This window comes from Marinobacter excellens LAMA 842 (genome assembly GCF_001574445.1).
GTDB lineage: Bacteria > Pseudomonadota > Gammaproteobacteria > Pseudomonadales > Oleiphilaceae > Marinobacter > Marinobacter shengliensis.
The window spans coordinates 100,059-124,681 of the sequence record NZ_LOCO01000011.1; the positions used below are offsets into that span (position 1 = coordinate 100,059).

The 24,623-nt window shown below is 56.5% G+C and carries 21 protein-coding genes; 9 read left to right on the forward strand and 12 right to left on the reverse strand.

All coding sequences use genetic code 11. The features are described from left to right. The first annotated feature begins 3 nt into the window (after positions 1-3). The 3 genes from J122_RS11315 to J122_RS11325 are packed head-to-tail and all read left to right on the forward strand — an operon-like array spanning position 4 to position 3,076. Positions 4-966, forward strand: a complete 963-nt coding sequence (locus tag J122_RS11315) for a mitochondrial fission ELM1 family protein (RefSeq protein WP_061332410.1) — start codon at positions 4-6, stop codon at positions 964-966. After that, the gene (locus J122_RS11320) at positions 963-2,072 is read left to right on the forward strand and encodes a glycosyltransferase family 4 protein (protein WP_061332411.1); all 1,110 of its coding nucleotides are present in this window, start codon (positions 963-965) and stop codon (positions 2,070-2,072) included. The genes J122_RS11315 and J122_RS11320 overlap by 4 nt, the downstream gene beginning before the upstream one ends. Beyond that, the gene (locus tag J122_RS11325) at positions 2,069-3,076 is read left to right on the forward strand and encodes a glycosyltransferase (protein ID WP_061332412.1); all 1,008 of its coding nucleotides are present in this window, start codon (positions 2,069-2,071) and stop codon (positions 3,074-3,076) included. Before J122_RS11320 ends, J122_RS11325 begins: the two co-directional genes overlap by 4 nt. 16 nt (positions 3,077-3,092) lie before the next feature. Here J122_RS11325 and J122_RS11330 read toward each other — a convergent pair whose 3' ends face one another. Then, complete coding sequence (locus tag J122_RS11330) at positions 3,093-3,893, reverse strand: glycosyltransferase family 2 protein (RefSeq protein WP_061332413.1); 801 nt, start codon at positions 3,891-3,893, stop codon at positions 3,093-3,095. Positions 3,894-4,015: 122 nt separating this feature from the next. Here J122_RS11330 and J122_RS11335 point away from each other — a divergent pair, with 122 nt between their 5' ends. Genes J122_RS11335 through J122_RS11345 form a run of 3 tightly spaced genes read left to right on the forward strand, consistent with a single transcriptional unit; the run spans position 4,016 to position 8,339 of the window. Beyond that, positions 4,016-5,434: a mannose-1-phosphate guanylyltransferase/mannose-6-phosphate isomerase gene (locus J122_RS11335; RefSeq protein ID WP_061332434.1), complete on the forward strand. Its 1,419-nt coding sequence runs from the start codon at positions 4,016-4,018 to the stop codon at positions 5,432-5,434. Next, entirely contained in the window at positions 5,431-6,336 is a 906-nt protein-coding gene (locus J122_RS11340) for a lysophospholipid acyltransferase family protein (RefSeq protein ID WP_061332414.1), read from the forward strand. Before J122_RS11335 ends, J122_RS11340 begins: the two co-directional genes overlap by 4 nt. Further along, positions 6,330-8,339 carry an O-antigen ligase family protein gene (locus J122_RS11345; protein ID WP_061332415.1) on the forward strand — a complete coding sequence of 670 codons (2,010 nt, stop codon included), beginning with the start codon at positions 6,330-6,332 and terminating at the stop codon, positions 8,337-8,339. Before J122_RS11340 ends, J122_RS11345 begins: the two co-directional genes overlap by 7 nt. On the opposite strand, the gene J122_RS11350 is transcribed toward J122_RS11345, so the two are convergent. The 4 genes from J122_RS11350 to J122_RS11365 all read right to left on the reverse strand — a co-directional run bounded on the left by J122_RS11350 (position 8,298) and on the right by J122_RS11365 (position 12,290). Beyond that, positions 8,298-9,344: a polysialyltransferase family glycosyltransferase gene (locus J122_RS11350; RefSeq protein WP_156471751.1), complete on the reverse strand. Its 1,047-nt coding sequence runs from the start codon at positions 9,342-9,344 to the stop codon at positions 8,298-8,300. The genes J122_RS11345 and J122_RS11350 overlap by 42 nt on opposite strands. Before the next feature lie 34 nt (positions 9,345-9,378). Beyond that, positions 9,379-10,386 (reverse strand): CDP-glycerol glycerophosphotransferase family protein, encoded by a 1,008-nt coding sequence (locus J122_RS11355; protein ID WP_227510179.1) that lies wholly within the window; start codon positions 10,384-10,386, stop codon positions 9,379-9,381. 72 nt (positions 10,387-10,458) lie between these two features. Next, positions 10,459-11,577: a glycosyltransferase gene (locus J122_RS11360; RefSeq protein WP_061332418.1), complete on the reverse strand. Its 1,119-nt coding sequence runs from the start codon at positions 11,575-11,577 to the stop codon at positions 10,459-10,461. After that, positions 11,574-12,290 carry a 3-deoxy-D-manno-octulosonic acid kinase gene (locus tag J122_RS11365; protein WP_061332419.1) on the reverse strand — a complete coding sequence of 239 codons (717 nt, stop codon included), beginning with the start codon at positions 12,288-12,290 and terminating at the stop codon, positions 11,574-11,576. The genes J122_RS11360 and J122_RS11365 overlap by 4 nt, the downstream gene beginning before the upstream one ends. A gap of 157 nt (positions 12,291-12,447) precedes the next feature. Here J122_RS11365 and J122_RS11370 point away from each other — a divergent pair, with 157 nt between their 5' ends. Next, positions 12,448-13,482, forward strand: a complete 1,035-nt coding sequence (locus tag J122_RS11370; protein ID WP_061332420.1) for a glycosyltransferase family 9 protein — start codon at positions 12,448-12,450, stop codon at positions 13,480-13,482. A 41-nt stretch (positions 13,483-13,523) separates the two neighbouring features. Here J122_RS11370 and J122_RS11375 read toward each other — a convergent pair whose 3' ends face one another. The 3 genes from J122_RS11375 to glnE form a co-directional block, all read right to left on the reverse strand. Continuing rightward, positions 13,524-13,931 (reverse strand): DUF6165 family protein, encoded by a 408-nt coding sequence (locus tag J122_RS11375; RefSeq protein WP_014420523.1) that lies wholly within the window; start codon positions 13,929-13,931, stop codon positions 13,524-13,526. Between the two features lie 91 nt (positions 13,932-14,022). After that, entirely contained in the window at positions 14,023-14,949 is a 927-nt protein-coding gene (locus J122_RS11380; RefSeq protein ID WP_061332421.1) for a branched-chain amino acid transaminase, read from the reverse strand. A gap of 77 nt (positions 14,950-15,026) precedes the next feature. Further along, positions 15,027-17,933 carry a bifunctional [glutamate--ammonia ligase]-adenylyl-L-tyrosine phosphorylase/[glutamate--ammonia-ligase] adenylyltransferase gene (gene glnE, locus J122_RS11385; RefSeq protein WP_061332422.1) on the reverse strand — a complete coding sequence of 969 codons (2,907 nt, stop codon included), beginning with the start codon at positions 17,931-17,933 and terminating at the stop codon, positions 15,027-15,029. A gap of 80 nt (positions 17,934-18,013) precedes the next feature. Between glnE and J122_RS11390 the strand changes: the two genes are divergently transcribed. Both J122_RS11390 and mgtE read left to right on the forward strand, forming a co-directional pair. Then, the gene (locus J122_RS11390; protein ID WP_061332423.1) at positions 18,014-19,183 is read left to right on the forward strand and encodes a potassium channel protein; all 1,170 of its coding nucleotides are present in this window, start codon (positions 18,014-18,016) and stop codon (positions 19,181-19,183) included. 8 nt (positions 19,184-19,191) lie between these two features. Then, positions 19,192-20,547, forward strand: coding sequence for a magnesium transporter (gene mgtE / locus J122_RS11395; protein WP_061332424.1), 1,356 nt, complete (start codon positions 19,192-19,194; stop codon positions 20,545-20,547). Here mgtE and J122_RS11400 read toward each other — a convergent pair. The 4 genes from J122_RS11400 to pip form a co-directional block, all read right to left on the reverse strand. Next, the gene (locus tag J122_RS11400; protein ID WP_061332425.1) at positions 20,540-21,403 is read right to left on the reverse strand and encodes a CYTH domain-containing protein; all 864 of its coding nucleotides are present in this window, start codon (positions 21,401-21,403) and stop codon (positions 20,540-20,542) included. The genes mgtE and J122_RS11400 overlap by 8 nt on opposite strands. 91 nt (positions 21,404-21,494) lie before the next feature. Further along, positions 21,495-22,478, reverse strand: coding sequence for a porin (locus tag J122_RS11405; protein ID WP_061332426.1), 984 nt, complete (start codon positions 22,476-22,478; stop codon positions 21,495-21,497). 489 nt (positions 22,479-22,967) lie between these two features. Beyond that, positions 22,968-23,423 (reverse strand): D-aminoacyl-tRNA deacylase, encoded by a 456-nt coding sequence (gene dtd, locus J122_RS11410; protein ID WP_061332427.1) that lies wholly within the window; start codon positions 23,421-23,423, stop codon positions 22,968-22,970. A gap of 108 nt (positions 23,424-23,531) precedes the next feature. Then, positions 23,532-24,494: a prolyl aminopeptidase gene (pip, locus tag J122_RS11415; protein WP_061332428.1), complete on the reverse strand. Its 963-nt coding sequence runs from the start codon at positions 24,492-24,494 to the stop codon at positions 23,532-23,534. Positions 24,495-24,623 lie beyond the last annotated feature (129 nt).

The following is a 24,623-nucleotide window of genomic DNA, read 5'->3' on the forward strand; positions in this document are numbered from 1 at the left end:
CCCGTGAGCAATCACTCGCAAGCACCGGTTGTCTGGCTGCTGACAGACAACAAGCCCGGCCACAAAAACCAACTCAAGGGGCTGGGCAATCGCCTGCGGGTGCTGACCGGCGCGGCGCTCTACTGGATCAGTGCCGAAGAATACCCGGTACCTCTGTGGCGGGCCCTGCTGGGTGTGGCCCCAGCTATGGATGCAGCACTGCCCAAACCGGACCTGATTGTGGCCGCAGGCACCGGTACTCATCGTTTATTACTGGCACTTCGGCGCCTGGGCAAGGCCAAAACCCTGGTACTGATGAAACCGGCCTTCCCACTGGGCTGGGTAGATGGCGCGATTATCCCGACCCATGATGAGGTAAAGCCCGCTAACAACATCCTGCACACCGAAGGCGTGATCAACACCATCACACCCCTCGCCCGGCTGACCAGCAAACCGGAAGCCCTGATCCTGGTGGGTGGGCGTTCGGAACATTTCGATTGGGACGACGATGCCATTCTGAACCAGGTCAGTGACCTGATAGCCCGCTACCCTCAGTGGCGCTGGACCATCACCGATTCCCGGCGCACACCAGAAAGCACCACCGATCGGCTGGCCGAATTGCAGAGCCCGAAAATCTCCGTAGTGCATCACACCCGTACCCACGACGACTGGCTCAGCCACCAGCTCGCTGCTTCCCGCGCGGTCTGGGTAACGCCGGACAGCATTTCCATGGTGTGCGAAGCCGCCACTTCCGGCGTGCCCACCGGCCTGCTGAGTTTGAATGCGCGTGCCAACAGCCGCGTGGCGAACGGGGTAAAACGCCTGACAGAGCGGGGGCTGATTGCCCACTGGGCAGACCATGCCAGCGTGATGGCCGAACAGGCAGAAAGGCATGAACGACTCTGGGAAGCCGACCGGGCTGCCCGATGGGTGGCGGGTAACTATTTGGCTGCTTTTCAACAATCAGGAAAGGAGGCCAGGCAATGAAGATTCTCCAGGCTCTTCCTGCGCTCTATAGCGGTGGCGTGGAAAGAGGCACGGTGGAATTCGCCGCCGAGCTGGTCAAGCGTGGCCATGAGTCTTTTGTGGTCTCCAACGGTGGGCCCATGGCAGAGCAAGTGCGCGGCCAGGGCTCAACCCACATCCACATGCCCATCCACCGGAAAACGCCCGCGTCTTTCGGGCAGATTCTGCCCATGCGCAAGCTGTTGCAGGAGCTGCGGCCTGACATTGTTCATGTCCGCTCCCGCATGCCCGCCTGGATTATCCATCTGGCCCTGAAGACCCTGCCTGCCGACCAACAGCCCGCCGTTGTCTCGACCTTTCACGGCATGTATTCCGTTAATCCCTACAGCGCCATCATGACCAGGGCGCACCAGATCATTGCCGTCTCCAATTGCGTGCGGGATTACGTGTTGAAGAATTTCGAGGTAGCGGAAGACAAGCTGACGGTGATCCAGCGCGGCGTCGACATCGACGCCTTCCGCAACCGCGCCATCAACGACCAGTGGCTGGACATCCTCCTGTCCCGCTTCCCCCAACTGGCCGGCAAGAAAATCATTATGATGCCCGGCCGCATTTCCCGCTGGAAAGGCCAACTGGACTACCTTGAAGCCATGGCCCGCATTGTCCGCCAGCGGCTGGACTGTCACGGCATCATCGTGGGCGGGGCCGAACCGGGAAAAGAACGATTCCTGCAGGAGCTTGAAAAAGAGCGCAGCCGGCTAGGCCTGACCGATAAAGTCACATTCCTCGGCCAGCGCAACGACATGACCAACCTGTATCTGTTCGCTGATGTGGTTTGCCACATGTCCACCAAGCCGGAACCCTTCGGACGCACGGTGACCGAAGCCCTGGCGTCCAGCACGCCAGTGGTGGCCTACAACCGGGGCGGTGCGGCGGAAACGCTGCAGGCATGCTTTCGGGACGGACTGGTGACGCCGGATGATACCGGGGCATTCGCCAATGCGGTGTTGGGGCTGCTGGATAAACCCCGGCCGGAGATTGAGTTGCCAGAGCGGTTTTTGTTGAGGGCGCAGACGGAGGCGACGCTTCGGGTATACCAACAGGCCCTGAACGGGAGGCCCGATTGAAGGTCGCCCTGATACTCGCAACGCCTGGTAGTGCCTGGGGTGGCATGGAAAAACATGTGGCGGACCTGGCGGAAGCCCTCACGAGCCTCGGGCATGAGGTGCACATAATCGCCCATCCTGACTACCGCTCGCACTTCCCATTCGCCGAGTTTCATCCGTGCCCGATGAAGCTGAGCCGAAACAACCCCTGGCTTCGTTGGTGTGTTTCCCGGATATTGAAGCGGGTTTCGCCCGATATCGCCCACGCCCACGGCAATAAAGCCGCCGTCATATTCGGCAGGTTGCCTCGTCAGACCTGGCAAACCGTGGGGACGATTCACGGAAGCAAATCAAACCTTCGTCCTTTTCTTCTGCTGGACAAAGTGATTGCCGTCAGCGGGTCGATCTACGAGGGCCTTAGCCACCCGTCCGGTCATCTGATTTACAATGGAATCCGGAAGGAAACCCCGGAATCGCCCGCCGGCAACTATCCACTCCCCCAAACAACGAACGTCATTGCTGCCGGGAGGCTGGAGCCAGTAAAGGGGTTCGACATGCTAATCCAGGCATGGAGCATGATCCATGACCGCTTTCCGACGGCACACCTCACCATCTTTGGTGACGGCTCTGAAGCCAGAAACCTGCATCGGCTGATTGGCGATGAAAGACTGAGACACTCGGTGACGATGGCAGGACACCAAACAACGCTGGCATCGGCATTGTCCAATGCAGACTTGATGGTTCTCAGCTCAAGGCGGGAGGGGTTTCCTTACGTTTTGATCGAAGCCTTGATGGCCGGACTGCCGGTGGTCTCAACCCCGGTTTTCGGCAGTGTCGACCTGCTTCCCGAGAACGCGCTCGCCAGGGACATTTCCACGCAGGCTATCGCCGACGTCATCGCCAGCGCACTGAACAACCTGGATGGTCTTCAAGAATCTGAGCAATCCGCATTTGACTATGCGCAGACACATCTCACGCTCAGGGGCATGGCAGAGGCAACCATCAGAGTGTATCAAGCCGAATAGCACCTGTGAGAGCGTCTTACTGCTCCTCGCCACCGGAACGACTGATTCCCTCGAGCATCTGCAATTCCCTTGCCTTCGCCAATCGCATGAAATTACGGTTTGCGGCCACTACCGAAACACTGAACCCGAACCAGCCATTCAATACCTGACGGTGGATCAGGTAATACTTCAAAAACTTCAAAGGAAATTCGACCATCAAACGCGGGGTCGAAATTCGCCTGTCCTTCTCATAGAGGAACCGGGCCTGCTCACTGGACAGTTGAATGTACTTTCTCTCCATCTGCTCCAGAGAAATCAATGTCCTGTGCAAGACATCGCCTTTGAGCTCCAACACGCTACCTGTATGCACTCTAGGCCGATCATCGTTACTGTGTTTTTCCGCATGGATCGCAGCCCGTTTCCGATTGTAGAGCCGCAGGATCTTTTTGGGCTTGTCGTGCCGAAAAGGGTGCCTCGGGTTGGGGGACGACAAAACCCAACGCATACGATAACCAGCGATATCCGGAGAGATCGGCTTGGAAAACAGCTGCTTGATGTTTCGTACCAGAGTATCGGAAAGCACTTCATCAGCATCCAGATCAAGTACCCAGTCGTTCGCACACAGGCTGGCGGCATAGGCCTTCTGGCTCGCAAAGCCTTCCCATTCCCGATAAACCACCCGGGCGCCCGCGGCCTCTGCTAGTTCACAGGTTCGGTCTGTACTACCCGAATCAACAACGATGATTTCATCAGCCCAGTCCTTCACCTTCTCAAGAGATTCCGGCAGCCTCTGCTCTTCATTCAACGTGATGTAGTAAACCGATAACGGCAGTTTCATCATAAACACCCGCAAACTGGACCCTACTCGGCCCCAAACACTGCCGAGTTAGCGCACCTGTGATAATATTCAGCCATCAGAAAAGGACAATGCTGACCGAAATCTACACGTGGAGCAAACACATGATTCACCCCGTCATTATGGCCGGAGGCACCGGCTCTCGCCTTTGGCCGTTATCCAGGCAATTGAACCCCAAGCAGTTCCTGAAACTGACGGACCAACATCTATCCATGCTGCAGCTGACCGTGGCCCGGCTGGATGGGATGGAATCCGCCGATCCACTCCTGATCTGCAATGAAGACCACCGTTTTCTGGCGGCTGAGCAAATGCGCCAGGCGGGCTACAAAGATACCCGAATTATTCTGGAGCCCTGTGGGCGCAACACGGCACCGGCCATCGCTCTGGCAGCCCTGCAACTGGTCAAGAACATCGATGAAAACCAGAACCCGCTGATGCTGGTTCTGGCCGCAGACCACCTGATCAAAGACATCGCTGCGTTCCAGAGCGGCATCCAGAAGGCCATTCCTCTGGCTCAGGAGGATAAGCTGGTGACCTTCGGCATAGTACCCGGCCATGCGGAAACCGGTTACGGCTATATCCAGCAAGGGCCGGAGCTTGGCGAAAACAGTTTTAGTGTAAGCCGATTTGTGGAGAAACCAGACCAGAAAACCGCGGAAGAATACCTGGCATCCGGTGATTACCTCTGGAACAGTGGCATGTTCCTGTTCGGCGCCCGCACCTACCTTCAGGAACTGCAGAAACACCGCCCGGACATTCTTGCGATCTGCCAGGCAGCACTGGACGACGCCAGTGAGGATCTGCACTTCACCCGCGTGAATGAAAGCGTATTCGCCGAGTGCCCGGAAGATTCCATTGATTACGCCGTGATGGAAAAGACCGATAACGCCGCCGTGGTGGCGCTCGATGCCGGCTGGAGCGATATCGGCTCCTGGTCCGCCTTATGGGAAGTTTCCGAGAAAGACAGCTGCGGAAACGCATTCAGCGGTGATGTCATTGCCCATAACACAGAGAGCACTCTGGTGCGGGCAGACAGCCGCCTTGTGGCCACGGTTGGCGTGAAAGACCTGGTAATCATTGAAACCAAAGACGCCTTGCTGGTCGCCCACAAAGATCAGGTCCAGGATGTCAAAAAGGTGGTTGAACGCATCAAGAATGATGGTCGACACGAGCACATGAATCACCGGGAAGTCTACCGGCCCTGGGGTGTATATGATTCCATCGATAACGGCCACCGCTACCAGGTGAAACGCATCACCGTGAAGCCCGGCGCCAAGCTGTCCGTTCAGATGCATCACCACCGAGCCGAGCACTGGATTGTGGTCAGCGGCACGGCCAAGGTAACCAACGGCGACAAGACCTATCTGGTAACAGAAAACCAGTCTACCTACATTCCGGTCGGCCAGATCCACTCCCTGGAAAACCCGGGCGTGATTGATCTGGAACTGATCGAGGTTCAGTCCGGCTCATATTTGGGTGAGGATGACATTGTGCGTTACGAGGATGTTTACGGCCGGTCATGAGCAAGCTCAAATATTTTCTGATTGCGGGTCTACTCAGGATTGTCAGCTGGTTATCCCTTGCCTGCGCGCAGCGGATAGGGCGTTTCGTAGGCTATCTGCTATGGCGACTGCCTTCCAAGTCCCGAAAGGTTACCGATATTAACCTATCCATCTGCTTACCGGACCTATCAGACGCCGAACGCGCCATAATGTCAAAGAGGTCCCTTGCCCAAACCGGCATGACCATGCTCGAGGTTCCCCTTATGTGGGAATGGCCTGTGGAGAAATGCCTTAGACTGATCCGGGAAACTGAGGGGCTAGAACTAATCGACAAGGCCATGGCGGGAGACCGGGGGCTGATACTTCTGGCACCGCACTTGGGCAACTGGGAGCTGGCAGGGCTGTTCTTCTCATCGCGCTACAAGATGGCAGCTCTTTATAGCCCGCCGAATATGCCCGAGTTTGAAGATTATATGATCAAGGTTCGCGGGCGCCTCGGTTCAGAACTGGTCCGTGGAGACCGACGCGGCTTGGCTCGACTTGCCTCGATTCTCCGGGAAGGCGGTGTTGCCGGGATTCTGCCGGATCAGTCACCCCGGGGTAAAGGCAACGCCTTTGCACCTTTCTTTGGCATGGAAGTGAAGACCATGACCCTGGTATCCAAGCTTATCCAGCGCACCGGCGCCAACGTGCTGATCACTTATGCGGAACGCCTGCCCGATGCTTCAGGATTCCGAATCGTCGTGCGCGAGACCGGCTCTGGCCTCGGCGACAGGGACCCTGTGGCCGCAACTACGGCCATGAATCACGCCATAGAACAATGCGTGCAAGAAATCCCCGAGCAGTATCAGTGGGAGTACAAGCGTATGCGTCATCGGCCACCTGGCGAAATCAACCCCTATAATCCGGACCGTGTATGTTAAACCCCAGAATGGCGCTCCATGCACTTTTGATCGTCGGGCTTGGCGGCGCACTCATGTCTTCGAGTATCCTAGCTGGCGCAACCCTCTTGCTTGCCATTGCTGGAATGGTGCTCAGTGCCCGCAAATCTTTGTATAAAACCGGCTGGGACAAGCCCAAAGAGCTAAGGCTGCTGCACTTTTCCTTCTGGTTCTTCGTTCTGGTGAGCTTTCTGTCCTGGGCCCTCGAAGGTTTTGACTATGAGGGCGGAAAAACATTTGGTACGCACGCCCGGTTTATCCTGTTCTGGCCCCTAATCGTTGCCATAATCTATGCCCGGATCGGTGCCCGAACAACTTTTGCCGCCATCGGACTGATGGCCGTGTCCGTCACCGGGATTTTTCTCGTGACTATTACTGCCCACCAGGGCGCGCTTGGTCAGGTGCTGAATTCCCGCTTCGGTGGCGGGATCAACCCCATCAGCTTTGGCAATCTCGCCCTTCTGGGCGGCATGCTGACGATCGTTGCTGCCATGTTTTTTATCCGGGACAAACGGGCGGGCCTGGCGATACTGTTCTTCACCGGTGGAACGGCTGCGGTCCTGATTTCCATGCTGTCTGAAACCCGTAGCAACCTGGTTGCTCTGCCATTTCTTCTGCTCGTGCTCGTACCACTGCTCAGCAAAAAACTTCGAGTTGCTGGCTTGATTGTTGTGCCACTGCTCGTCGCCGGCGCGATTATCAGCAGCGACCGCATGTCCAGTTCACTATATGGCTTGCTTCACAGCGGGCACCTGGATACAGGCATGGAAATTCGCCTTGAAGTCTGGGGACAGGCCTTGAACATGCTCAGCGACAACCCCTGGACAGGCGCTGGCCTGGGTGGTTATACCCACCGTATCGAAGCGGAAGTTGCAGCTGGCAATCTGCCAGAACACTTCCTAGACTGTTGTACCGGGCATGCCCATAACGATCTGCTCAACAATGCTGCCAGCAGCGGCATTCCGGGCATTCTCAGCTGGGCCCTGCTGATTTTCATTCCGTTGGCCATCTTTGCCCGGAACCTGGCCAGCCGCCATCCAGCCACAGCCCACCTTGCGGCGGCTGGTTGCATGGTCTCAATCGGCTACTTCTTGTTCGGGCTCACAGAAGCCACGTTCAACCGAACCTTGTTCCTGACCTTCTACCTGCTGGCAGTTGCGTCAATCGCCTCGGCCATGTTCACAGAATTAAGCGCCTCTTACGTTCGAAACAGGGCCCGCAAGGTGTCAGCGACCATAATCACGAAAAATGAAGAAGACCACATTACCGACTGTCTGAAATCCGCAAGGCTGGTTGCCGACGAAATTATTGTTCTGGACAGCGGCAGTACTGATCGGACGGTGGAGCTGGCCAGAGAGTTGGCCGATGTGGTTGAAGTCACCGACTGGCCGGGTTTTGGCATCCAGAAACAGCGCGCACTTGAGAAAGCGACCGGTGAGTGGGTGCTGTCACTGGATGCCGATGAGCGTGTCACGCCCGAGCTGGCAAGGGAGATCAACGATCACCTTGCCGATCCTGACGCGGACGCCTACAAGCTTCCCTGGGCGGTAACGATTTACGGCAGCCGTCTGGATTTCGGACGCAGCGGCCGAGCCCCGCTCCGGCTGTTCCGTCGCGAGGGCGTCAGCTTTTCAGACGCCCTGGTGCACGAGCGGATACTGATCCCGTCCGGACGCAAAATCAAAACCCTCAGGGGCCGCCTCACTCACTATACACACCGGGATTTCGGTCATTCCCTGGAAAAAAGCGCAAAGTATGCCTGGCTTGGTTCTCTGGAGAAGCATCGCAAGGGCAAAAAAACCCGCACCATGATCTACCCAACTCTACGGGGCCTGATGACGTTTGTGCAGGTGTACTTCATCCGTTTCGGCTTTCTGGACGGCGCTGTGGGTTATCTGACGGCGGTCACCTACGCGCAGGTGACCTTCAACAAGTATGCCGGGTTATGGACTCTGGACCGGCCGGCCCGCTTCGAAAAGTCGTGACCCCCGAAGGAGCGTCGTTTCCACGCCGACGCTCCTGAACATACGCCTTATTTCATCATAGTAGGTCAGCCGGGCGCCCAGGGCGGCATCATCGATCTGGAACACCCGGATTTCCGGGAATATCTTTTTCAGCGTAAACAGCGCGGTTGAAGCAAAGCTGTAAAAAGCCAGGTAGGTTTCTCCTGACAGAGCCACTTCTACCTCTATGGGGCGACCGGCCTGTCGTATCTCGAGCGGAAATTCTGCAAGCAACCTCTCAAGCTCTTCCCTGCTCTCCTTTCGATGCATGAAGTACACAACAAGGCTATCGGGATGACGCTCTACGACGTGCTGAATTTGCAGCTTCAGTTGCTGAAGCCGATCTTCCACGCCAAAAGGCTGGCCCAGGAACCCGACCATGGGCATCTGACTGCTGTTACGGGCGGATATTTTGAAGGTTCTGCGAAACACCGGAAAATCATGAACCTGAACCTGGACAAGTTCGGAGCTCTGTAACGGAAAGAACGTAAAGAACGCGATCACCTCCGGAACAACGCGATGAATCCGTATTCCCATGGTTCTCAGAAGCCGTTTTTTTGCCGCTGAAATCCGGGAGGCGATACCCTCATTGTGAATGGCGTGGTAGTAGGTCACGGTGGCCAGGCCATCATCGACGAAAATCAGCTGTTTGCTGTCGAATCCCCGATAAAAGACTTCATGAATCCAGCTGGATTTGTTGCCGATAAACAACCGTTCAATGCGGCGTCGTGAAAGGCTCTTGGCGACCGCTCCCAGACGAAGGTAAAAGGAACTTTTTTTCAGATAGATGGTTTCGATGCCTTGCCAGCCCAGGGCCTCGGCCAGGAAGGCCATTTGTCCCTCGGTCTCCCGGTTATCCGGTCGCGCAATGACGAGAAGGGTAGTTTCAGCACTGCAGCCGTAATGGTGGCGAGCCTCGGAGCAACTGATCAGTTGAAGGGGCGTACTCGCGACAAAGACATTGATAGGGCTGGGGATGCTGCTCAAATCATTCGTTTCCCGATCTGGACCTTCGAGGATTCTATCCTGAGCTTTCCGGTGCCATACGTGCAAGCTCCTTACGCAAGCGGCGCCTGACTTTCAGCTTACGTAACAGGTTCATCGGCTTGGGCTTGAGTTCGCTACGTTTGTTGATCAGGAAATCCTCAACCGCATCCAGAACCCGCCCGCTGGAACGACCATCCCTGAAGCTATGCAACTGGTCGCAAAGGGCTCGTGTTTCTTGCATCAGGGTGTCGGGATACTGCACTGCCTCTTCCAGGGCTGACTCAACATCCTCAACGTCGTGGACGTCGATCAGATAGGGACCCGGCATTTTAGTCCTGAAGGTAACCACCGGGCGATCCAGGAACATGAATTCGAACATGATGGACGAGGTATCGCACAGCATCACATCTGCCTGCGGCAGCAAAGGCAACAGATCTTCATCGCTTTCGACAAAACGAAGGTTCTCACCGCTAAGCTTACGATACTGATCCACTATCGCAGGATCCATCTTTGGGTGCAGGGTCACAATGAACTTCCAGCGACCATTCCGGGACAATTCGCCGATTTTCTCCACCAGATCCGGAGCAGAAGTAACAGATCGGCTGAAGGTTGAGGCGTAAAATACAACCGGTAACTCGTTTTCCGAGCGGTTTCTTTTCCCCTCACCGGGCTGCGATAGCAGAGGATCCAGCTTGGGCCAGCCGGTATGGGCAACCCCGAAATGCTGGTATTGGGCCGCCAGTTCACGGAACTTTTCCGTATCTTTCACGGCATGCGTACAGTAGAGATCAAACCATCCGCGAATACGGTAATGATCACTTTCATCCTCGCTGCTATGGCCACGTTTGTTGCGAGCCATGCCGTGAAATACCTCGACTTTGATTCCCGGAAAGAAATAGGGCACCCAGTCCCCGGGGACGAAGGTCGCATCGGCGTTGTATTCCATTACCTCTTTGACGCTGCCAAGACGACGCTCTTCGGGCCGAAGCGGCGCCGCTGAACAGCCCGCAACGAACCAGGCTGCTTCGTCGCCCCTGCGCATTATCTCTTCCTGCAGTGGTCGCAGAATCGAATAGGAATAAGGTTGGTTGACAAAAAACAGATACCGCCGCATTCAGGCCCTGCCCGTGAGTGCTTTGTATAGCTCACCCGTCTCCCTGACGGTTTGTGAGGAGTGAAAATCCCGGGCGATCCTTTGCCGCGCAGCCTGACCAAGCGAGGCCGCCAGCTCTCTGTCGCGATATAGCCGCTCGATCGCTGCTGACAGCTCTGTGGCATTTTTCGGTGGAACCACAATACCGCTGACTCCATCTTCCACCAGTTCGGGCATGCCGCCGACCTTGGTTACTACCGGCGTCACACCGTAGACCATAGCCTCGATAACTGCTCGAGGCAGCCCTTCCCTTTCCTTGGAAGGAAGCACAAACACATCGCTAGCTGCGGCAATGGCCGGCGCGTCGGTACGGAATCCCGTAAAATGGATCCGTTCTGGATGAGACGCGGAGGCAGCTTGCGATTGAATCTCAGCGTTCTCAATGACATCCCCGACCAGCAACAAATGCGCATTCACATCCTCTGGCAGCTTATCCATAGCCACTATGAGGTCGTCGAAGCCTTTTCGAGGGCTATTACGCCCGGTGCAGCAAACCACGAAGGCGTCCTCCGGAACGCCAAACTGGGTCAGATCCGCCTTGGGCGCTTGATACCAGTCCAGATCATGCCCCTTGTAAATTCTTTGAAGCTTTCTTTCAGGGATATGCATCCACAGGAGCCGAAGGCTCGCCAGGTAATCCTTGATGGCATCGGCGACACAGACAATTTTGCTGACGCGTGGGTGCAGGAACGTAATCCAAGACTCCGGATTGAGGTAGCTGATGTTACCGATCACGCCACGATAGGCGACTACCTTGGTATCTGTGCCCCGGGAAGCCCGCAGGCCGCAGGCCAGGGCTCGGGGGTTATAAGCGTGAATGACGTCATATTTCTTCTTCGCCAACTGTTGGCGGATGGCCTCAGTGCCTTCTTTGTCGAAGCGGTTCTTCAAGGCCATGGGACTGACGACCATACCCTCGTCGACAAGACGCTGATAATTCCTGCCCTTGGGGTTACACATAACGTCGAGGTCAAATCCGGCCTTTCTGAGCCCGATAAAGAGTTCAGTTTCCGGACGATCGCAGGCATCCGTAAGGCATAGTATTGACGGAAGCGATCCGCCCTGTCGTGGATTGGTCAAGTGGCCATTCCCCTGTTATATCCGTTCATGAAATAACTCCAAATCTTCGCCCGGGCGTTTTCTCCGGCGACCTTTACCAGCGACCGAGCAAAACGATCCAGATTAGCCTCTTTCCAGCGCGCCGGAGCACTACCAGTCATCAACCTGCTCTTGTCGAAATCAATCAGAAAGTATTCGTTGCCCCGAACCAGTACATTGAAGCTGTTCAGATCCGCATGCATGACGCCGGCGTCGTGAAATCGACGAATGGTTTCTCCAATGGACGTCCAGGCCTCATTATCCAACTCAGAGATAAGGTCAGCCAGGGGCGTGGTGTTCTCCAACCGTTCAATGATGATGGATGCCCGATACTGAATTGGCGACAGTTTCCGGTACCAGGCTGCAACCGGACGGGGAACGGGCAGCCCCTGGCTGACCAGGGTGTTCAGCAAGCGGAATTCGGCAAAGGATCGCACATCTGCCTCGCGCGTGAAGGCATAGGCGTATCGTGCAAATTTCGCCATTAACCCACCACGGCGATATTCCCGAAGCACTAACCTGTCATCTCCAGCCTGCAAAAACCAGGCACCGCCGCGGCCACCGCTGCTCACCGGCCTGGCCTGATCACCCCATGAGGCGGCATCGAACCAGTCTTCGGTAACCCTGCCTTCGTAGTCCGGATGGATCAGCATTGCCGAAGCCCTTTCCCGAATACAGATTTCAGACTCCGCCATGCTCGGTCCCCGGTCACCGAAATTGAAAGAATGCCCACCTTACCCGCTCACGCCGGGACGGGCGCGCGCGACTGAGTTAGAATGGGGGCCAGTTTACCAATGATTGCCGACAAAGCTCCACAGCCCCAGGCCACAACCTGAACCGGATCAAAATCTAATGAACTCCATCTGCATCCTGCGCCTGTCAGCCATCGGTGACGTGACCCACGTGATACCTGTTGTGCTGAGCCTTCAGGAACAACTCCCCAACGTAAAAATCACCTGGATTATCGGCAAAATCGAGGCAAAACTGATTGGCGACCTGCCCGGTGTCGAGTTCATCATTTTTGACAAAAAAGCCGGCCGAGCAGGCTACGCGGAGCTTCGCCGGAAAGTGAAAGGCCGAAAATTCGACGCTCTGCTACACATGCAGGTCGCTTTCCGAGCAAACCTGGCGGCGGCCTGCATCCCGGCGAAACTCAAAATCGGCTACGACAAGGCCCGAAGCAAAGACCTCCACAGCCTGTTTATCAATCGGCGCATCGCGCCCGCACCTCATCAGCATGTCAGGGACTGCCTGGCGAGCTTTCTGGAACCACTGGGGCTCAAGTCCGCGCCTCCCCGCTGGAAGATTCCGCTGTCGGACGCTGATCACGAATTTGCCCATGGCCATCTGGCCAAGGACAGGAAGAACCTGGTCATCAGCCCCTGCGCCAGCCATACACTGCGCAACTGGCCGGCGGAACGCTATGCGCAGCTGGCCGATTACGCCATTGAAAACCACGGCATGAAGGTCATTCTGGTGGGCAGCCCTGCACCGTTCGAGAAAGAGTATTGCGAGGCTATCGAGAGCACCATGAAACACCCGGTTCACAATATCTGTGGCCAGGATACCCTGAAACAGCTGACCGCCCTGATGAGCCATGCAGACCTGGTTGTGGCCCCCGACACGGGCCCGGCGCACATTGCCAGCGCCGTCGGAACCGATGTACTCGGACTATTCGCTGCCAGCAATCCTAACCGCTCAGGGCCATACAGCTCGCTGAAATGGTGTGTAAACCGCTATCCGGAAGCCCTGAAGCAATTCACGGGAAAATCCGTTGAAGAGGCCCGTTGGGGCGCCAAGGCGGAATTTGAGGGGGCGATGGAATTGGTATCGGTCGAGGACGTAACGGCCATGCTTGATCGATGGGTCGTGGAGCATTCAGGGTAACGGCACCCGCCCCTCAGGGGCGGATGCATACCGAAATGGGATTATTTCCGTGCGGTGTAGTCCTGGTAAGACTTCTCTTCCACAAAACGCGATCCCAGCGCCAGGTTCACTTCTTTTTTAATGGCCGCACGCTTGTCATTCGTGACATAAACAGCGCGTGCCAGCTCAATAAAGCGGGGACCAAAGTCCTGCTCCGCTTCCTGGTCACGGATGTCGTCCTCAATCACCCAAAGCTCCTCGTTAACCGCTTTGAGCTGCTTACGCAGATCGGCGATATCATCGGCTTTGTCGGCCACGGCTTCATCCCAGGTCTTGCTGAGCTCTTCCAGTTCAAGGCGAACATTTCTGACCTTTTCTTCGTCCTTGATGCGCTCGGATTTGATTTCGAGGATGGTGATCTTGTCCAGCACCTCACCAAAGGAAACGGGAACCTTGATTACGTCTGCCATTGTCTCGTCCTGCTTGCTCGTCGATTCCAAATAACAAGGCCGCCGGGGCCTGTTCAGCGCCGGCGGCCACTTCATACAGATACTGGCTGGATCAGCCTTTTACGTGGCTCAACCACTCTGAGTGCTTGTCCAGCTTCCCCTTAACCGCATCAAAATACATGCTCTGCAGCTTCTCGGTAATCGGCCCGCGCTTGCCTTCACCAATCTGGCGGCCATCCAGTTCGCGGATGGGCAGCACTTCGGCGGCGGTGCCGGTGAAGAAGGCTTCTTCGGCCACGTAGACTTCGTCGCGGGTGATGCGACGCTCTTTCACCTGCAGGCCCAGGTCTTTGGCGAAGTCGATGATGGTGGCGCGGGTGATGCCTTCCAGACAGGAGGTCAGTTCCGGCGTGTGCAGCACGCCGTCACGCACGATAAAGATGTTCTCGCCGGAGCCTTCAGCCACGTAGCCTTCGTTATCCAGCAGCAAGGCCTCTTCAGCACCGCCGGAGATGGCTTCGTTCAGGGCCAGCATGGAGTTAATGTAGTTACCATTGGCCTTGGCCTTACACATGGTGATGTTCACGTGGTGGCGGGTGTAGGAGGAGGTGCGCACCTTGATACCCAACTCTTTGGCTTCCGGCGACATGTAGGACGGCCAGCTCCAGGCGGCAACCATCACGTGCACTTTCAGGTTGTCGGCACGCAGGCCCATGCCTTCGGAGCCCAGGAACGCCATGGGGCGCAGGTAGGCTTCGTCCAGGTTGTTTTCACGAACCGCGGCACGCTGGGCTTCGTTGACCTCATCCTTGCTGAACGGCATTTTCATGTTCAGGATGTGAGCGGAGCGGAACAGGCGGTCGGTGTGCTCTTTCAGGCGGAAAATCGCCGGGCCGTTCGCGGTGTTGTACGCACGCACGCCTTCAAAACAGCCCAGGCCGTAATGCAGGGTGTGGGTAAGGACGTGGGTCTTGGCATCACGCCAGGGAACCATTTCACCGTCCAGCCAGATAACGCCATCGCGGTCAGCCATCGACATTCTGTTCTGCTCCTAAAAAAAGCGGTTTTCGGGGAACCGGCATTCTAGCAGGATTCTCTGCCGGAATTGAATGTTGCTTAATCGGCGAGCATCACTTTTTGCCACATGGATTGTATGTAAGCCCGCTCCTCGGGAAAGGCCTCTCCCTCCACCTGGCTGTTCAGGTTCTGCAGGGCCCTCCGGTGGATGGTGGATCTCAGGGTTATGAACACCTCCCTGAGCTTTTCGGTATCTTCCACCACCATCACGCCGGCACGACCCAGTTCTTCCATCTGCCGGATGTTGTCACTCCACTGGGTCAGTTCAGGGTGCTCGGCGCTCCAGGCCAACATCAGGTATTGCACCAGGAACTCGATATCAACAATGCCGCCGTTGTCGTGCTTGATGTGGAACACTTCTTCCCGCCGGGCCTCGGGCGTACCAAGATTGGCGCGCATTTTTTCCCGCATATCCACCACTTCCTTGCGCAGTGCCTGCTTGTCTCGTGGCTGGCAAAGAATGTTGTGGCGAATGGTTTCAAAGGCTTTCAGGGTATCCGGGCAACCCGCCACCCCACGGGCCCGCGCCAGGGCCTGGTGTTCCCAGGTCCAGGCATCGTTCTGCTGGTATTTTTCAAACGCCTGCAAGGTGCTGACCAGCAACCCGGAATTGCCCGACGGGCGCAGACGCATATCCACTTCGTACAACTGACCGGAGGGAGTCTGGGTGCTGAGGATGTGGACGATGCGCTGGCCGAGGCGGGTGTAGAACACGGCATTGTCTATGGGTTTGTCGCCGTCGGTGGCCAGTTCCGGGTCTGCCTGGTGCACAAACACCAGATCAAGATCCGAGGTATAGCCCAATTCTATGCCGCCGAGCTTGCCATAGCCGATGATGGCGAAGTCGGTATCACAGGCGGAGCCATCAGCCCGGCGCGGATAGCCGTGTCGGCTCACCAGGTTTGCGAACGCCACGTCCACCACGTGGTCCAGCACCACTTCGGCTATCCAGGTGAGGTAATCACTCACTTTCATCAACGGCAGGGTGCCTTTGATCTCAGAGGCAGCCACCCGCAGCACATGGGCCTTTTTGAAATAGCGCAGAGATTCCATCTGCTCTTCAAGGTCTTCATAGGGAATCCGCAGCATTTGCTGGCGCAGGTCGTCCTGCAATTCTTCCTTGGCGGGGGGCGTGTACAGGCTTTCGGCGTTCAGCAACTCGTCCAGCAACAGCGGGGTTTCCGCCAGCAGGCTGGCGATCCAGGGGCTATCGCTGCACAGGCGTACCAACTGTGTCAGGGCGCCGGGGTTCTCCATCAGGAGTACCATGTACGCCGTTCGGCGGAGGATTGCCTCCACCAGCTGAAGCACTCGTTCGAGCGTTTCAGAGGGATTCTCTACACCAGTGAGGGCACTTAACAGCAGTGGCATGAATTCATTCAGGCGCCGGCGGCCCTGGGTTTGCAGCGTCTGGACGGTGCGGCTGTCACGCAGATCCGCCAGTTTCTGGACGCTGTCCTCAGGGCGCTCAAACCCCTGCTCCGAGAGCCACTCCACGGCAGCAGCCGCCTCCATTTCTGCGAGCCAGAGTTCGAACCAACCATCCTCAATGCCGGCTTCGCCCTCCTGCTCCTCTTCCTCCGAGGCAATGATATTGGAAAAATGTGTGGCTACACGCTCACGATGCTCTGTCAGGGCCTTCTGGCAGGCGGACCAATCCTCGTAACCCATGATCCGTGATATCCGAGCCAGTGAGAGTGCATCGTCGGGCAGCTCCTGAGTCTGCTTGTCTTCCATGCCCTGAAGAGCATGTTCCAGATTTCTCAGGAACACATAGGCATCCCGAAGCTCCCGAACCACGGTGGAGGGCAGTAGTTCCAGCTCCTCTAACTCTTTAAGGATCACCTGCAGTTCCCGCTGCTGAAGCTCCCGGTCCCGGCCGCCCCGAATCAGCTGAAACGCCTGCACCACAAACTCGATTTCACGGATGCCGCCGCTGCCCAGCTTGATGTTGTTTTCCAGCCCTTTGCGGCGCACTTCCCGGCTGATCATTGCCTTCATATTGCGCAGCGATTCAAAGGCACTGAAATCAATGTACTTCCGGTAAACGAAGGGCCGAAGGCTACTCATCAGCACCTCCCCTGCCCGCTGGTCGCCCGCCACTACCCGGGCTTTCACCATCGCGTAGCGTTCCCAGTCACGGCCCTGGTCCTGATAGTAGGTTTCCAGCGCTGCGAAACTCAGGGCCAGGGCGCCGCTCTGGCCGTAGGGGCGCAGGCGCATATCCACACGGAACACAAAGCCGTCGGCGGTGATCTGGTCCAGCGCCTGGATCAGTTTTTGCCCAAGACGAATAAAGAACTGCTGGTTATCCAGGGCTCGCCGACCACCGCGCGTTTCGCCCTTGCCCGGGAAGGCGAAGATAAGATCAATATCAGAAGAGACGTTCAGTTCACGGCCGCCGAGTTTGCCCATGCCCAGCACCACCATTTTCTGGGGAGCTTCCTCGCCGGTGACCGGGTCTTTGCCCCAGGGCGTGCCGGACTCTTCACAAGCCTGTTCGTACAGCCAATCCAGCGCGCCATCAATACAAGTATCGGCGAACGCACTGGTGGCGGCGATGGTTTCCTGAAGGTCGGCCCATTTAAGGAGGTCCCGCCAGATAATCCGGAACTGGATCTCCCGCCGGAATTGCCTGAGTGCGGCGTGCAACGCCGGTTCAGAATCCACCGAGCCCAGGAGAGATGCCCAGCGCTCCGCCAGCCAGGATTCGGTGGTCGGCTCATGCAGCGGCCGGGCCTGAACCGCGGAGCGGACCTGCTCGGGGTGCCTCTCCAGGGTCTGTCGCAAAAAAAGGCTGCGGGCGGAGGCTTCTGCAATATCTGCTTCAGAGAGTGCGGCGGCCCCGGTTAACCAGCCCGGAACACCGTCCGGAAATATTGACGGCCAGCAGGCCGACACATCGCTTGCCAGTTCCGCCGGCAGTGAACCCCAAGGCTCAGACATAACGCAAACCCCTGTCTCTCTGATATATTTCCGGTACTGTATAACGAACTCGCCAAGGACTGAACAGGCACGCCAACTCTATGATGCGCAATCGCCGCCCGCTGAATCCCGAACATGCCCAGTCTCACCTACCCATGGGCGGCCTGATCCGCAATCGTATGCGTCGGCTCTTTGTCATACTGGGTTGCTTGCTCATCACCCAGATACTGATCATCTGGGCCGCCGAGCCTCTGACGCTGTTCGAGGCGGCGTGGATGACCATGACCACTCTGGTTACCGTGGGCTACGGCGATTTCGCCCCAGAAACCACCGTTGGCCGTCTGAGCACCATCCTGCTGATGTTTATCAGTGCCATCACACTGCTGACACTGATCGTCAGCGACTATATTGAATACCGGTTCTACCGCCGTGAACGAATCCTGACCGGACGCTGGATTTACAACATGAAAGATCACATCGTAATCATCAACACTCCACGAAGTGGCGGCGAGCAGTACTTTATGCGCTTTGCCTCCCAGATCCGCTCGGTACCGGAATACCACACGGTACCCATCATGCTGCTGACCCGTCAGTTCCCGGGAGGGCTGCCTGCAGAACTCACCGATTGCGGGATGGTTCATTTTCACGGCGCAGGTAACGATCCAGAAGCCCTGAAAGCGGTGCATGCTGGCAGTGCCAAACACATCATCGTGCTCGCCGCAGACGAATCCGATTCGTTCTCAGACAGTCTGACCTTCGATATCGCCCACCGGCTTGCTGAGTCCAACCTCGGTGCAAGGACCACCGTGGAATGCGTGAGCGACCCCAACCGGGCCAGATTCAAAGCCCTGGGCGTGCGAACCACCATCCGCCCAGTGCGCACCTACCCGGAGATCATGGTGCGGGCCGTGGTGGCACCCGGCTCAGAGAAGGTGCTGGAAGACATGTTCAACTACGAGCGCGACCATCCTCACCGCTATGATCTGGAGTTGGACGACCTGGTGTGGGCTGACATTGTCAGCGCACTCGTGCGCCACGGCATAGGCACCGCCCTAGCGTACATCGATCACGACAATGAAGTGATTTGTCACCCTCCCACCAACGAAGAGGTTGAGGGCAAGGGACTGATTGTGCTGGTCCGATCAACAGACACCCCATCAGTATCAGTGGTGGAGGAGGCCCTGGACCGGTACCGGGAATTCCTCAAGCAGTGGCGAGACCTGCACAGTGACAACGAGCAGAAAGCCGAAGCGATGACTCCGAAAGAGTAAGGTAACGAATGTCATACTTGGACTCCGAATTCTACCAGCCCTTATTTGAGGCCATCGCCACTGAGGACCAGGCGCAGATTCAGGCTGCGGCCGCCACCTTCAATGCCGCTGACCTTGCGGAATTTGTTGAAGAGAATCCGGACAACGAAGAGGGCGTTCGTCTGCTCCGGGCTTTGACAACAGAACAAAGCGCCAAGGTATTCGGGTATATCGGCCCCAACACCCAAACGTTGATCGCGGAGCTCTTGCCCACCCGAGACCTGGCTGAGCTGGTAACCGCCATGCCCTCGGACGAACGGGCCGACTTCTTCAACCTGTTGGATGAGAACCGCCAGCACACCCTGTTCCAGTCCCTGGCCAGCAAAGAACGGGAAGACCTCCGGCGCCTCGCCAGCTTCGAGGAAGGCACCGCCGGAGCTCTGATGAGCTCGGAATACGCGGTGATCAGCACCGGCATGTCGGCCAGCGCGGCCATTAACCTGCTCCGAAACACCGCGCCGGATAAAGAGACCATTTACCAGGCCTACGTGATCGACAATCAGCACAAACTGGTGGGGGCTGTCTCCCTTCGGAACCTGATTACCGCCATGCCTGGCACGCCCGTAGACGACCTGATTGCCACTGGTCTCGTGACCGCCAGCACCGACACCCCTCAGGAAGAAGTGGCCCGACTGATATCACGCTACGACTTGCTGGCACTGCCAATTCTGGATCACGACGAACGGCTGGTGGGCATTGTCACCTACGATGACGCCATGGATGTTGCCGAAGAAGAAGCCACCGAAGACATTCACAAAGGCGCCACGGTCGGCAAGCTCGAAACCAGTCTGAGAGACGCAACACCGTTCTCTCTTTATCGATCCCGGGTTCAGTGGCTGGTAATTCTGGTGTTTGCCAATATATTCACCGGCGCGGGCATAGCCTACTTTGAGGAGATTATTTCCGAGCACATTGCCCTGCTGTTCTTCATGCCCCTGCTGGTGGCCAGTGCCGGTAACGCCGGGGCGCAGTCCGCCACGCTGATGGTACGGGGCATGGCCACCGGCGATGTCACGGTAGCCGACTGGGGCAAACTGCTGGGCAAAGAAACCCTGGTAGCCAGTGCTCTTGGCATTACCATGGCCATTGCGGTGATGGCGGTTGGGTTTCTGCGGGCAGGGCCGGAAATTGCCTTTGTGGTCGCGGTCACCATGATCGCCGTGGTGATGGTGGGCAGCCTGATCGGCATGCTGCTGCCTTTCCTGCTGGATAAGCTGAAGTTTGACCCGGCTACGGCCAGTACACCGCTGATTACCACCATTGCCGATGTCAGCGGTGTGTTGATTTATTTCAGCGTGGCCACGGCGCTACTGGGACTCAATTAGAAGATGAACCTGCCAGCGCCAGCTGAAGCGCTCCAAGACGGGGCGCTTTATCTATCAGCTCTGGCACAGCGTATTGGCCTATTATTGCCTGGACTTCATCCCACAACGCCTGATCTCTCGCTTGTGTAGCCGACTTTTTTACCTGCAGCAAAGAAGACTCAGGGCAGATCAGAGGTTTTTGCAGAAGCCAACCGAGACTAAGCTGATGGAGAAACTCGGTGACCGACAACTCGCCAGGGGCCTGGTCCAGTTCAGGCCGATAAATTCCGGCCAGGTAATACCCCTGCTCAGCCTTACTCACCAGGTTCAGAAGTACCGGCACTTCATCGGCCAGCGCCTTGGCCCAAGACATCAGTGCTGCAGGGTTTCCTGACTTTAGCTCGAATTCCACTTCGTGGAGGGCTCGGGATTGTCCCCCACCCACAATCTCGCCGGAGTCCACGGCCACTTCAACAAGCGCATCCGCAGTTTCCAGCATGACCACCTGGCGGGTGAAGTTAGTTTCAAAGGCCACCTGGAGTTGCTGAAGATCCAGCTGTTGTTTCAAGGGCGTACTTTCGAGCAGCGACAGATCCAGCTCAGGCCCCGGCAGCGGCCACTCCCACTCCTGCCGGCGATGGGCGCCATCAACAAATTCGCCCTGGGTTTTCAGAGTCTGGATGTAGCGATTTCCGGATTGCCTCACACGAAGCGCCGCCCTGGCCCTGTTGAGCGCTGCGCCTGGCGTATCGTAGTAGCGATTCACCAGAAGTTTTTGGCCACCAGGCCTGGCCTCAGGCTGCGCAAGCAACCACTCCAGGGCTTGCGCCTGCGCCCGTTCCGATAGGGTCAGTTTGATTTCAAGTTCGACGGCCATGACAGACTCCAAAAAACGGGCCCCTAAAAATACAAAAACCGGTGACCAGAGTCACCGGTTTTTGAGACTACTTGATTAGCTGGTTAGCTGATCAGAAGTAGTAAACAGCACCGATAGCGGCAATGGAGCGCTCGTCGCTTTCTACGATGTTACCCTGACTATCGACATATGTGCCATATGCACCATTATCGCCGCCACCGAGGTAACCCTCAAAGAACACGTACATGTTATCCGAAAGATTGTGCAGCGCCTGCAGCGTGATGGTGTCCATATCCAGACCGTTATCATCACGATCCATCAGTTCATAAGCCAACGCGAACTGGTTTTTGCCCAGCGTGTACACGCCCATCACGCCGAACTTATCGAACGCATCCTTGGTGGTGTGGTACTCACCAGTCAGGCGAAGGTTGTCAACGCTGTAGCTCGCACGCAGGCCATAAGTGTTTTCGTTTGAACCAGGACCATCGTTTGAGTCAACTGCGAAAGCCAGTTCCAGCGCGTCAACTTCGTACATAGCGGCCAGCTGCCACGGATAAGATTTCTCTCCGTTATTACTGACATCTCCGTCACCGTTGAACTGCAGCGCGGCACCAACAGTCAATCCACCAAACGACGGTGAACGATACTGGATGAGATCGCTCTCACCAGTTGTGTATCCTGGGCCAATGTTCAGAGTCGCCACTTCGAAGAACTGATTGATCTCATCAACTGCGGTTTCATAGGTAGAATCGTCTTTACCTACCCAAAGCTGACCAAAGGTCTCACCACGAACACCGATGTAGGCTTCATCAATCTCATAGATGCCGGAACCATCATCGTTGTTGTCGTCAGCGTTGAAGTGGAATTCGGCCTTAAAAAAGCCCTCAACGCCCGGAGCGATCTGATGGTTGTGCAGAACGCCAATGGTAGAACCATTGTCGAAGTGCTGAACTTCCGACGGGCCGCCGTCGACATTATCATGAGTAACGGCCAGCTGGATGTTACCGTAGATAGTCGGCAGGTTGCTTTCCTGGGCCAGAGCAGCGCCAGAGAAGGTTGCAGCTGCGATAGCAGAAGCAAGGATAGTTTTTTTCATGTTGCGTCTTCCTTTTTGAGTTAACTCAGGTTTTCGACGGGTTCTAAATCCCGATTTTTGCTGGCAAAACAGCCTGAGCTGCGCTTGCCGGACTCCTGATCGCCTCCCATTTATATCCTGCGGGATACGACATTTTTTCTTCTTATGTGCCCAAGCCAATCGGCTGAGCCTTAAATCTCAACCACTTAACAGCCTTTCTTAAAGCTCTTAGTGATGACCCTGTTTTAATACAATGAATGTTTTTTTGCAAATTTTTAACAACCGGTTTTTAGCCTTTTTGGTGCCTGTAAGGCAACCCCTTATGCCCAAAAATTCTTCAGCTTCTCGACGGGCACATCACTCAAATTCGAGGCCAGAACAGGCTTTTCTTTTTCAAAACAGCCAGTTAAACAAAACTCAAGCACATCGTGGCATCTTCCGCGAATCCTATACCACGCAACGCAGCACCATAAGCGCGCACTCAGGCAATGCGCGCAACATTTCAGGGCATTAATGTTTCCGGGCAACCTCCAACAAGAAGGTAACCGGCCCGTCATTCGTCAGTGCCACTTTCATATCGGCACCGAACTCTCCCTTCTGCACACGCTCGCGCCCCATCTGGTTACAGGCGCTCAGTAGGAACTCGCGATACAACGCATCTGCCAGCCCCGGTGTAGCGGCCAGGGAAAATCCCGGGCGGGTACCTGAACGGGTATCGGCAGCGAGTGTAAATTGGGGAACCACAAGGATGGAGCCGCCGGCATCCTGAACATTTACGTTCATTCGGCCCTGCTCATCCGGAAAAACCCGATAGGAGAGAATTTTTCGGCACAGTTCCTTTGCCTCACTCGGTGAGTCGTCCCTTTCAACACCCAACAGCAACAAAAGCCCCTTGCCAATGCTGGCAATTTTTCGGCCATCAACCGTTACGCTGGCTTCCGATACTCGCTGGATAAGTCCTTTCATTCAATCCCTTGAGCAACTACTTCGAGGGTTAAAAGTCAGAAACGTTCGAGAGTGTATCGGCGGTTAACACGGGCCGCAACCCCCTCGGGTCAAGAAAAGATAAACCCGTCACCCAGCTGGAGAATTTGTGTTTGAGACCACATCTTCCACGCTGCGTATGAGTGTATCGATGATTGCGGGTTCCGAGGCAGAGTGCCCGGCATCGCGGATAATGCGGAGATCCGCTTCGGGCCAGGCCTGGCTTAGCGCGAGGGCGTTATCCAGAGGGCAAACCATGTCATAGCGTCCGTGAACAATCACCCCCGGAATCCCCGCCAGCCTTGATGCATTGCGCACAATCTGGTCAGCCGCCAAAAACGCCTGATTCATGAAGTAATGGCACTCAATCCGTGCCAGGGCAATCGCCACATGGGGGTGGGCGAAGCGCTCGACCACTCTGGGATTAGGATGCAAGGTTGCGCAACGTCCTTCCCAGATTGACCAGGCCTTGGCTGCCTGAATCTGTTCCAGCTCATTGGGGCTGGTCAGCCTGCGGTAATACGCGGACACCAGATCGTCGCGTTCAGCTTCCGGGATTGGGGCCACGAAATCCTGCCAGTAATCCGGGAACACCCGGCTTGCACCTTCCTGATAGAACCAGTGGATGTCTTTGGGGCGGCACAGAAAAATCCCCCTGAGGACCAGCCCGGAGACCCGCTCAGGGTAGGCCTGAGCGTACACCAGGCTGAGGGTGGACCCCCAGCTTCCGCCGAACAGCAGCCAGCGATCAATACCCAGAAACTGGCGAACGGTTTCCATGTCTTCGATCAGCTTGTCGGTGCTGTTCCCCTCCAGTTCCGCAAGCGGGGTGGATCGCCCTGCCCCGCGCTGGTCCATCAGAATGATCCGGAAGCGTTCAGCATCAAAATATCGCCGGTGATTACCCTCACAGCCACCACCTGGCCCCCCATGCACCACTAACACAGGAATACCCTCCGGGTTGCCGGACTCTTCCAGGTAAAGCTCATGGGGCTCTTCCACCGCGAGGTGGTGACGAGCGTAAGGCTGGATTTCAGGATACAGGCTCAGCATGACGAACTCCGTTTCAGGGATAACGGTAGTCTAGGAGTCTGCGCGGCAGAAGTGTTTTGAGCAAGTGCCTCCGCCGCGCCGAATCACGGTTGTGCCCGAGAGTATAGGCGCAGTATCCAACCGGATAGA